This window comes from bacterium (genome assembly GCA_029210965.1).
Taxonomy (GTDB): Bacteria; BMS3Abin14; BMS3Abin14; order BMS3Abin14; family BMS3Abin14; genus JALHUC01.
In genome coordinates this window covers 82,856-93,587 of the sequence record JARGFZ010000009.1, presented here as the reverse complement: position 1 = coordinate 93,587, position 10,732 = coordinate 82,856, and the positions used below count along the sequence as shown (strand labels likewise).

The following is a 10,732-nucleotide window of genomic DNA, read 5'->3' as shown; positions in this document are numbered from 1 at the left end:
ACTTTGCCGCTTTGCCGTTCGACAGGCTCACGGTCCCGAGCAAGTGAAACACGTCGAGGGACGCCTCTGCGAGAGGCAAGCCCTGTAATGCCATGGCACGGATTTTGAACCTGGAAAATAACATTCGAAGGGAGGTGAACAATGGAAGTACACAACGCACTATCAAAGGAGGTAGTGGACGCTGCATTTCAGATTCACTGCAAACTGGGGCCTGGGCTGCTTGAATCAGCCTACGAAAAGATATTGATCTATGAATTACGGAACAGGGACATCCCGGTAGAAACCCAGGTTCTGATGCCGATCAAGTACGATGGCAGGATCTTCGATACGGGATTTCGCGCCGACCTTGTCGTCGACAACATACTGCTTGTCGAACTCAAATCGATCGACCATGCGACTGACGCCCACAAGAGACAGCTGCTTACTTACCTTCGTCTGTCAGGAATGAAGCTGGGACTTTTGATCAACTTCGGAGAAAGCCTGATCAAGAACGGAATCACGAGGATCGTCAACGGACTTTAAAAGCCTCTCGCCCGCTCATCCTGCTATAGGCAGGATGAGCTCAAGACGCCAAGACCCTAAGAAATAACAAAGGAAGTCTTCTTTGCTTCCCCTCACCTGACCTGTCCCGGCAAGGACAGGGATTTCTCCGAAATCAGACTGTTGAGTTTCTCTGCTCGGGACAAAAGCAAGCTTTGGTCACGGTCAGAGAGACTCAACCATTCAGGTGAGGGAGAAGCCGTTCCTTTTTAGCGCTCTACTTTGCCGCTTTGCCGTTCGACAGGCTCACGGTCCCGAGCAAGTGAAACACGTCGAGGGACGCCTCTGCGAGAGGCAAGCCCTGTAATGCCATGGCACGGATTTTGAACCTGGAAAATAACATTCGAAGGGAGGTGAACAATGGAAGTACACAACGCACTATCAAAGGAGGTAGTGGACGCTGCATTTCAGATTCACTGCAAACTGGGGCCTGGGCTGCTTGAATCAGCCTACGAAAAGATATTGATCTATGAATTACGGAACAGGGACATCCCGGTAGAAACCCAGGTTCTGATGCCGATCAAGTACGATGGCAGGATCTTCGATACGGGATTTCGCGCCGACCTTGTCGTCGACAACATACTGCTTGTCGAACTCAAATCGATCGACCATGCGACTGACGCCCACAAGAGACAGCTGCTTACTTACCTTCGTCTGTCAGGAATGAAGCTGGGACTTTTGATCAACTTCGGAGAAAGCCTGATCAAGAACGGAATCACGAGGATCGTCAACGGACTTTAAAAGCCTCTCGCCCGCTCATCCTGCTATAGGCAGGATGAGCTCAAGACGCCAAGACCCTAAGAAATAACAAAGGAAGTCTTCTTTGCTTCCCCTCACCTGACCTGTCCCGGCAAGGACAGGGATTTCTCCGAAATCAGACTGTTGAGTCTCTCTGCTCGGGACAAAAGCAAGCTTTGGTCACGGTCAGAGAGACTCAACCATTCAGGTGAGGGAGAAGCCGTTCCTTTTTAGCGCTCTACTTTGCCGCTTTGCCGTTCGACAGGCTCACGGTCCCGAGCAAGTGAAACACGTCGAGGGACGCCTCTGCGAGAGGCTGCTCTTACCGCTTCTACAGAAGTGTTTTTAAATCGATTTCGTAAATTCTCTCAAGACGAATCCGTAGAGTCGAAGGTACTGGGGGGATCTGAAGGACCGCCTTGCCGGCGGGGTCGGTGGTCACGGTCACGGGTTCGCCTTTGAGGGGTGTGAGTTCTATCTCAATGTCAGAGATGGGATTGACACCCTCCACATCGCCGATCTCAACGGTGAGAACCTGTTTTCCGTCCCGTTCATCCAGGGAGAAAAATATTCGTGCATCATCTGTAATGACGGTCTTGGTTGACGGTTCGGACGGTGCGTGGCGGTGAAGCATTTCACCCGCCGCGTAGCTGAGCACCGATTCCAATTCGGCCATAGCATCCATATCCGCCGAAGCCTCAAACCTGTCCTCGGGAGCCATGTCCTCAATACGAGATCTCAGGTCGGCCCTGCTGAAGGGATACCGGTACTTTGCCGTTCTCTCGGTGTAGGCCTCCGGGTCATCGGCTTCCGGAGCCGGTTTGTAGGCAAGGTTGACCCGGTCCCGGAACCTCTTGAAAGAAACAGATCCCAAGGGGGTGACCCGGCGATAGTCATCAAGGCTTTCTTTCACCCTCGCTGAAGCTGCCTCCCGAGGCGCCTGGTCCAACGGCATACCCGCAGCTTTTCGGAGACTCACCAGGTTACCCAGACACCGGCGACATTCTCCAAGGTGCTCCTCGACGGCCCTGTTCTGTTCCATGGAAAGGGTGTCTTCGACATACTGTGCGAGAATCTCGGGAGGGACATGCTTACCCGGCAACGCGGAACTCGGCGGAGACATGGAGATCCTCGTCAATGCCAGGTCCTTGAGCCGGGATCGGCACCGTGAGCAGGTACTCAGGTGCTCGCGGACCCTCCTGTCGTCCAGGGTTCCCTCAAAATACTGCGTCAGCTCATCGGGTGTCAGATGCATTGATGATAGGTTAGCCATATCTCGTTCTCACACTCCATCAGACGCCTTAAAAGCCTCGTTTATTACAACATCATCTAAAAATACTGGATTCCGGATCGGCGTCCGGAATGACACATAAGCCTCGAGATTGCTTCGTCACCCTCGCTTTTCTCGTCGTTCCTCGCAATGACAGTTCCTGCCTGCGTCTGAATGGATCACAGGTCAAGGTTGAACCGGTCCTCGAACAGGTCCGGGAACTCCCTCCTCATCAACAATGCCAGTGAATCCAGACAACGGTGCAGGCGGACACCGACGTTGCTCACCGTGATGCCCGCCTTCAGGGCGATCTCTTTATAGGACAGGTCCTCCATGAACCTCAGGTCGATGATCTTCCGGCAGATGTCCTCCAGACTTTCTACCAGATCCCGAACGACCTTACCCATCCTGTTTATGATGGTCTCATCCTCGGGGGTTGGGTAAGTTCCATCAGAGGCCCCGTTTTCGGGGCAGTCCTCGTCCGGCATCTCCCATTTGTCCTTTCGGAACTCTTTTTCCCTGTAGTCCCTGCCCAGGTTCCTCACCACTACAAAGAGGAAGGAGGACAGGGCGCTTTCACCTCTCCACAGCCTTAGCCTGCGACAGTCGTCCTCGAACAGCTTCACAAACACGTACTGATAGGCATCCTCCTGGTGGTCCGTCGGGATCCCGCACTGGCGCACAAGGACGGAGTAGATGAGCTTTTCGCAGCGGTCCACGAACTCATTGCCAGCATCACTATCCCCTGAGAGAACGCGCTGGACAAGCTCCGCGTCGCTCAAGTCGGATGCTTTTGGTGAAACGCAATCTGATGACATAAAGATGATTGTACCCGAAAGTTTTCCTGGGCTGGAACAAAATCGGTGGCACGAAAATTACCTGAACATGGGATGAAAACTGGTGAAAAACCATGAAGGATTATAGACCTGGTTTAACTATAGATAGAGTCGCAAAAAGTCCAATCCGGGACTTTTCGTGACCCACTAATATTGACAGGGTCGCAAAAAGTCCGTTATCGGCTTTTTGCTCCACGGAAAGGGAAAAGCGTGGTTTTCACTTTCCTCACGGTACTTATATATCACCAAAGTCTGTGCGAGACTTTGGCTCAACGGGAACCGAAAAGCGTGGTTTTCGGTTCCCTCACGGATCGAACACACAGCCTTTGGCACTCGATCCGGGCGCCTCTCCCAGGCGCGGCTGTTCATTGATCCGGGCGCCTCTCCCGGGCGCGGCTTCTCATTGATCCGGGCGCCCCGTCCGGGGCGCGTTGATGGACAACTTGATCTGTCAGAGAACCGAGGGGGTCGGGAAATTGTCAAAATTCGACTCAATAAAACAACCAAAACGCATATAATTTCGAATGCTTAGTGCAGTGGACCCCAATGTCAAGACCACTTTCCTTTGAACTTAAGGTGTATCCTCTCCGTGTAAGAGGCGGAGTGCAGTGGACCCCAATGTCAAGACCACTTTCCTTTGAACTTAAGGTGTATTTTCTCTGTGTAAGAGGCGGAGCGCTTCTCATGCCGCCTCCTTGAACATTGAGATGCCCTGGTACACTTCAGCCGAGGTTCTTACTCCGAAAGACTGGTGAGGCCGTTCGTTGTTGTAGAACTCGAAGTATTCCCGCAGCCCGGCAATGAGATCCCCCATTGTCTCGTAATCCTTCAGGTACACATCCTCGTACTTCACACTGCGCCATAACCGTTCGACCATGATGTTGTCCGTTGCCCTGCCCTTGCCATCCATGCTGGTCTTTATCTCGTGGTCCTTGAGCACATCGGTGAAAGCCGTGCCTGTGAACTGGGAGCCTTGATCCGTGTTGAATATCTCGGGCCCGGGATAACGCCTGAGAGCCCGTTCCAGCGCGCTTACACAGAAGCTGTCGTCCATCGTCACCGACACCTCCCAGGAGAGCACATAACGGCTGTACCAATCCATCACCACCGTCAGGTACACAAATCCATGCGCCATGGGAATGTACGTGATGTCGCTGCACCAAACCTGGTCAGCATGATTGATATCCAACCCGCGCAGCAGGTACGGATACACCTTGTGGTCAGGATGCGGAATGCTGGTACGCTTACGGGGCGCGAGAGATTCCAACCCCATGAGACGCATCAGGCGCTGGATGCGCTTCCGGTTAACCTTGTGCCCCTTGCGGAAAAGGTAGTCCCGGATCTTCCGGCTCCCGTAGAACGGATGACGCGTATACTCCTCGTCTATCATCCGCATGAGTTTCAGGGTCTCCTGTGTCTCGAATACCGGCGACCGATAATAGCTCGACCGTGACAAACCGAGAAGATCACATTGGCGGCGGACGCTGAGGACAGGGTTGTCGGGCTCAACCATGGCACGCTTCGCAGGCACCGTCAGTCCAGATGACCGGTCTTTTTTTTAAGCCAGTCCACCTCCACCTGAAGCTGGCCTACTTTACGATAGAGACGGTCCCGTTCAACCTCAGCAGCCTCGGCATCACGGTCCTTGCCTCGACTGAAGACCTCCGGGGCGGCCTCTAATAACTGCTTCTTCCAGATGCCGATCTGGTTAGGCTGAACTCCAAATTCCTGGGCCAACTCGTTGATCGGACGCTGACCCTTGATTGCCTCTAAGGCGACCTTCGCCTTGAAATCCTTGGTGAACTTGCGGCGACGCTTCTTCATCCATATCCCCTTTCGGAACGAGTCTGTTACACTTTAACAAACTGTCCCATCTAAGGGGTCCACTATCTTGAGCCCCTTCAGCAGGTAGGGGTAGATCCTGTGCTCAGGATGAGGTTTGCTCGTGTTAGGACGCTGGTAAATGGGTGCCAGCCCCATCTTTCGCATTAAACGGCGGATACGCTTGCGACTGACACAAAACCCCTCACGGCGAAGATGGCGAGCCATCTGACGAGACCCGTAGTACGGCGTCTCCAGGAACTGCTCGTCGATCAAACGCATGAGCAGGAGATTAAACGGGTTCTCTCCCAACGCCTCGTAATAAAACGACGAGCGGCTGATCGACAGCAACGAGCACTGACAGACAATACTGAGCCCGGGATGGTCAGGATCGACCATCGCCTGCCTCCGGCTATGGCTTAACGACCGAAGGCTTTGGCCAAAAAATCACGCTCCACCGTCAACTGACCGATCTTGGCGTGAAGATCCTTGACCTCGGACTCGTGGTCCTTCTCCTTGCGGTCAGCCTTGCCCAGGAACACCTCCGACATGCCTTCCTTGGCCTGACGCTTCCACTGGGCAACCTGGTTGGGGTGGACGCCGTAACGAGACGCTAACTGGGCTGCTGTCTCCTCGCCCTTCAGAGCTTCAAGGGCAATCTTGGCCTTCAACTCAGCTGAATAACGCTTCCGCTTCGACTTGGACATGGTTCCTCCTTTGGTGTAATTTCCACCTTATACCACTGTCCAATTTTTGGGGACCACCTCTAGATCCTGCCACTAGGTGGATGGAGTTGATGGAATCATTGAAAACTTTAGTTGAGATGAGATCTGAGGACTTAACGACCGGAGAGGAGCCTCCTCAAATCGTTAATTGGTCTTTAACGCCTGGTGTGCGAAGAAGTATTGTTGAGCGTACAGATTCACCTCGAATATGGCTTGAAGTTGCACTTACAAGTTTAGGTGACAAACCAGAATTCTCTTACAAACCATCGCCGGGCACAGATGAAATTTCGTTTCAAGATGCGTCTGCAGGACAGCAAGCTACAGCTTTATTAAAGGTTTTGTTGAAAGAAGATTCAGGTCCACTAATCATTGACCAACCAGAGGATGACTTGGATAATGCCACTATTCTTGAGATAGCTGAGGAGTTGTGGGAAGCTAAACAGCACCGACAAATTATTTTCAGCAGTCATAATGCCAACATTGTTGTTAATGGTGATTCTGAACTTGTTGTTCACTGTGATTACTTGGAGGGAGAGGGTCGGACAAAGGGACAGATTGCCAATGAAGGTGCTATAGACGTTCAAGAAATACGAATTGCTATTCAGGATGTTATGGAAGGCGGAGAAAAAGCATTCTTACTCAGGCAACAAAAGTACGGTTTTTAGGCCTTCTTATTCTATGGTTAAGCAAACTCATATTGATTCGTTGAATACTGGGACTTCAGCTTGAAATGGCAAATCAATAAAGACTTCTGTTCGTGAATGGTGCCCGTCTTCGCCTCGGCTAAAAACACAGATTCAGGGGTGCCTCGGCTACGCCGTGACAAACACAAACAAAAACGGGACCTTAGGGGGTCCCGTTTTGTTTGTGTGGTGCACTTCGATGTGGTGTCTGGTTATCTGGAATGACGCCGGAGAAAGACTTGGCCCGTCTTCGCTGTACCAAAGACACAACTTCGCCGCGGCGAGCCAGGGCCTGATTTGAGATTTTTCGTTAATCCGGTGTAGTGATGTGTGGGATCGCCAGTGGATTTTAAGATATAGACGTAATAGAAATTTGGATCTGAGTTTGTCATGAGATGTTCAAGTGCAAATCCAGGTCCAACCCCGGGGAGCACAAAAAGAAAAATGGCTTGCCAAGGTTGCCCGTCTTCGCTAACGCCTGTCGATCAGCTACGCCGTGGCATCGAAAAAACTAAAGGGACCCTATAGGTCCCTAAGTTTTTTCGATGGTGGAGACGGGGGGATTTGAACCCCCGACCCCCTGCATGCGAAGCAGGTGCTCTCCCACTGAGCTACGCCCCCACATGGAAAATTGCAAGGAGCAAATCTAGCGCAATTTTCCATATATGACAAGGCTGCACCAGACAGGCTGCGTCTGAAGTTTAAAGATTGGAATATTTAACCTGGAACCTGGAACACGGAACTCGAGCAAAGCAAGCTCCCATCCCTTCCATCAACTTTTGACAGGGTCGCAAAAAGTCCGTTATCGGCTTTTTGCTCCTCGGAAAGGGAAAAGCGTGGTTTTCCCTTTCCTCACGGATCAATGACTTATATCGACAGTCACTGATCCGGGCGCCCCCCTCGGGGCGCGGACTATTAATGATCTGTTAGATGATTGTTGAACGATTACTCGCTAATGGAGTTGTGGTTGGCTTCCTCAGCATGGCCGCTCTGCACCGCCCACAGGTCAGCGTAGACGCCCCCTGCTATGAGAAGGCTCTGGTGGTCGCCCCGCTCAACAACCAGGCCGTCCACCAGTACCAGGATCTCGTCGCTCTTTAGCACTGTAGAGAGGCGGTGGGCCACCGCAAGGGTGGCCCGGCCCTTCCGGAACCGGTGGAGGTTCTCCTGGATGGCCTCCTCGGTGCGGGTGTCCACGGCGGAGGTGGCTTCGGCGAGGACCAGCACCGTGGGGTTGCGAAGGACCGCGCGGGCCAGGGAGATCCGCTGGCGCTGGCCTCCCGAGAGTTTCATGCCCCGCTCGCCGACAGTGGTGTCGTAGCCTTCCGGCAGGCTTTCTATGAACTCCCTGGCGCCCACGATCCCGGCGGCTTCCCGGATCTCGTCAAAGGTCGCGTCGGGCCGTCCCAGGAGAAGGTTCTCCGTCATGGTGCCCGTAAACAGGAACGCATCCTGGCTGACATACCCTATGTGCTGCCTCCAGGTGTTCACAGCCATGTCCGCAAGGGGACGGCCGTCCACCAGGATCTGCCCTTTCACGGGGTCGTAATAGCGCAGCAGCATCTTGATGAGGGTGGATTTTCCGGCCCCGGTGGGCCCCACAACACCGATGACCTTGCCCCTTTCGAGGGTGAAGTTCACACCGTGGATCACCGGTTTTCTGCCGGGATAGGCAAAGTGTACATCCTTGAACTCAATGGCTGATGGCGCTTTCTCGAGACGAATGGCGTCGGGTTTGTCCTTTATGGACGGCTCGGTCTTCAGTAAGTCCGTAATACGCTGGGCGCTTGCCTCGCTGCGCTGGATCTGGGTGATGAGCACCCCGAAAACGAAAAGGGGCATGATGAGCCGCATGGCGTAAAGAACGAAGCTCGTGTAGTCACCTATGGAAGGCCCGTGTCCGGTGAAGGTGAGCCAGGCACCCCCCCGATAAGGGTTGCGTAGGAGGCCCCGGCGATGACATAGATCAGGGGTATGAAACGGGCCCTTGAGCCGGCCGCGGCTACGGCGGCGTCCCGGTATTTGGCCGATTGCCTTTAAATCCTGCCGGACTGGTCGGACTGGGCTGTGCAGGCCTGAATGACTCCCATTCCCTGGATGTTGTTCTCCAGTATAGCGTTCATGTCTCCTACCGCTTTTCTGGCCATTTTGTACTGGGGCTGAACCCGGGTGACGAAAAATCGGATGGCGAGGAAGGCGAAGGGAAGGGGCAAAAACAACAGGAGCGCCAGCCTCCAGTCCAGAAAGAGAAGGACAGCCAGGGTCCCGGCAAAGGTGATCGTGATCCTGACCATGCTTGTGGTGGCATCTGAGAGAAAACTTTCAAGGTTATCCACGTCGTTAGACAGAACGCTCATAAGATCGCCTGTCTGCCGTTCGTCGAAGAAGGAGAAGTCCAGCTTCTGCAGGTGGTCATAGAGGCTCACCCTCAGGTCGTGACGGACCTTCTGGGCAAGGGTGTCCCAGGCGTAATCACTTGTAGTCTGGGACAGTGCCAGACCGAGGAAGGTGGCAAAAATGACCAGAGCATACCAGAGAAAAATGATGGGCTGGGCGGTCTCATGGCCCGAGATTCCGGCCGCCAGCCGGTCCACCGCCTGCCCGACGACGAGGATGGGCAGAAGGTCGAATGCCCTTGCTGAAACGTTGGAAACGAGACCAACTGCCACCCTTTTCCTGTAAGGCCGGACGAAGGGCAGCAGGTGCCATATCTGGCGTCCCATTGTTCTGGGAATGTCTCTTTCTTGTATGTCCTGGCCGGTTTTTATCGGGGCCCGGTCAGGTCCCGGGGGGCTGTTTTGGGTCAAGGCATACCTCGGGAAATGGGTCTATTCATTGTAATGTGGGATCAGATTTAAAGAATACTGACCGTGAGCGGCCGGGGAGTAAACAGGGGAAGAGCTAAATACGTACAGGACGCGGCGACGCGGGGAGAAACCAGACGCGGTGACGCGATGGAGGAGAGACGGGGGTGTGAAAATTCTCCGGGTCGCCGAGTCCCCGTGTCTCCGTGTCAAACGGTTTGTACCTCGTTCCCTGAACTCCTTCAGGGAACAAGCGGCCTCTGGCTCACCTCACAGTGTGGCCAGTTCGGTTTGAACCCCTCGCAGCCGGGGGGGCGATGCCCCGGGCCCATATGGTAAACGACACAGTACTTGTCGCCGGTGGCGGGATCGCGGAGCAGTAGTGGACACATCTTAAGCCTCACACCCTGGTAATACCAGCCGGTGTAAAACCTTCCCGCGCGAGGACCTTCCGTGATGGGGGCATGGAACATGTGAGCCGGGTTCCCGGCATCTGCCCAACGAAGCATTTTTTCGTCGGATATCGGTTCAGGGATGAGCTCCGCGCAGCATTGGCCGCACCGGAGGCATGCATCATTACCGGAACGAGGTGGGATCTTTGACCTGATCTTCTCGATGTCCATAATGGAATGGATGTAATGATAGCCATTAAACAGGGACGCAAGCCCTTCCCATGCTCCAGGAGAGTAGCGTCTTCTGATCCATCGCCAGGGTATCCAGGGAAGGCCCCCCGGTCTGCGCAGGCCCACTATCGGCGTGGAACCGGGTCTCGTCAATGTACTTCGATCCATAAGCCCTGCTCCTCCTGCCGCAAACTGGTTGCGGGCTAATGCAGGAGAGGGGAATGGATATGAATCTGTTGGTCGATGTCTTGTCGGTTTGATAGGACCAGCTGATGTGAATAAGCTATGAAAGATACCGGAGAAAAACTTCTAATCTGAAGGAACAGTATTATCCTCGCCTGCTGAATAAACGGTCCACAGTGTTTTAATTCTGGGACCTGGTACTTTGGACCTTGGACGTTACCAGAGTCGCAAAAAATCCAATCCGGGACTTTTCGCTCCACGGAAAGGGAAAAGCGTGGTTTTCCCTTTCCTCACAAATCAATGACTTACACCCGCAGTCATTGATTCGGGCGCCCCGCGCGGGGCGCATTGATGACTTTTTGCGAAGTCATCAAGGTTGGACTTTGGACTATTCTTTCGGGCGCGGCGACTCCCTTCCCGTGGCATTCCGGACAAGGAAAGAGGTTGCACCCCATGGCCTGGTAACCCGATCCCTGGCACTTCAGGCACGGTGTGCACTCCGCTGCCGG

General features: G+C 53.8%; 6 protein-coding genes, 1 tRNA gene and 3 pseudogenes. 3 read left to right on the top strand and 7 right to left on the bottom strand.

From position 1 onward, the window contains the following. Positions 1-141: 141 nt before the first annotated feature. On the top strand, positions 142-522 hold the full coding sequence (locus P1S59_05825) for a GxxExxY protein (GenBank protein ID MDF1525767.1): 381 nt from the start codon (positions 142-144) through the stop codon (positions 520-522). A 378-nt stretch (positions 523-900) separates the two neighbouring features. Continuing rightward, positions 901-1,281: a GxxExxY protein gene (locus P1S59_05820; protein ID MDF1525766.1), complete on the top strand. Its 381-nt coding sequence runs from the start codon at positions 901-903 to the stop codon at positions 1,279-1,281. Positions 1,282-1,609: 328 nt separating this feature from the next. On the opposite strand, the gene P1S59_05815 is transcribed toward P1S59_05820, so the two are convergent. The 4 genes and pseudogenes from P1S59_05815 to P1S59_05800 form a co-directional block, all read right to left on the bottom strand. Then, the gene (locus P1S59_05815; GenBank protein MDF1525765.1) at positions 1,610-2,551 is read right to left on the bottom strand and encodes a zf-HC2 domain-containing protein; all 942 of its coding nucleotides are present in this window, start codon (positions 2,549-2,551) and stop codon (positions 1,610-1,612) included. A gap of 176 nt (positions 2,552-2,727) precedes the next feature. Further along, positions 2,728-3,330, bottom strand: coding sequence for an RNA polymerase sigma factor (locus P1S59_05810; GenBank protein ID MDF1525764.1), 603 nt, complete (start codon positions 3,328-3,330; stop codon positions 2,728-2,730). A 736-nt stretch (positions 3,331-4,066) separates the two neighbouring features. After that, positions 4,067-5,208 (bottom strand): annotated as a pseudogene (locus P1S59_05805) (IS3 family transposase). A gap of 63 nt (positions 5,209-5,271) precedes the next feature. Then, positions 5,272-5,912 (bottom strand): annotated as a pseudogene (locus P1S59_05800) (IS3 family transposase). 89 nt (positions 5,913-6,001) lie between these two features. On the opposite strand from P1S59_05800, the gene P1S59_05795 reads away from it, so the two are divergent. Next, a complete protein-coding gene (locus tag P1S59_05795) occupies positions 6,002-6,595 on the top strand; it encodes an AAA family ATPase (GenBank protein MDF1525763.1) in 594 nt (197 codons plus the stop codon). Between the two features lie 564 nt (positions 6,596-7,159). On the opposite strand, the gene P1S59_05790 is transcribed toward P1S59_05795, so the two are convergent. The 3 genes and pseudogenes from P1S59_05790 to P1S59_05780 form a co-directional block, all read right to left on the bottom strand. Continuing rightward, a tRNA-Ala gene (locus tag P1S59_05790) sits at positions 7,160-7,234 on the bottom strand. A gap of 324 nt (positions 7,235-7,558) precedes the next feature. Further along, positions 7,559-9,336, bottom strand: a pseudogene (locus P1S59_05785) (ABC transporter ATP-binding protein). 323 nt (positions 9,337-9,659) lie between these two features. After that, the gene (locus P1S59_05780; GenBank protein ID MDF1525762.1) at positions 9,660-10,208 is read right to left on the bottom strand and encodes a hypothetical protein; all 549 of its coding nucleotides are present in this window, start codon (positions 10,206-10,208) and stop codon (positions 9,660-9,662) included. Between the last annotated feature and the right edge of the window lie 524 nt (positions 10,209-10,732).

Coding starts and splice junctions, on each gene's coding strand:
- P1S59_05815 (MDF1525765.1), bottom strand. CDS start 2,551: ATGGCTAACCTATCATCAATGCATCTGACACCCGATGAGCTGACGCAG.
- P1S59_05795 (MDF1525763.1), top strand. CDS start 6,002: ATGGAATCATTGAAAACTTTAGTTGAGATGAGATCTGAGGACTTAACG.
- P1S59_05780 (MDF1525762.1), bottom strand. CDS start 10,208: ATGGATCGAAGTACATTGACGAGACCCGGTTCCACGCCGATAGTGGGC.
- P1S59_05825 (MDF1525767.1), top strand. CDS start 142: ATGGAAGTACACAACGCACTATCAAAGGAGGTAGTGGACGCTGCATTT.
- P1S59_05820 (MDF1525766.1), top strand. CDS start 901: ATGGAAGTACACAACGCACTATCAAAGGAGGTAGTGGACGCTGCATTT.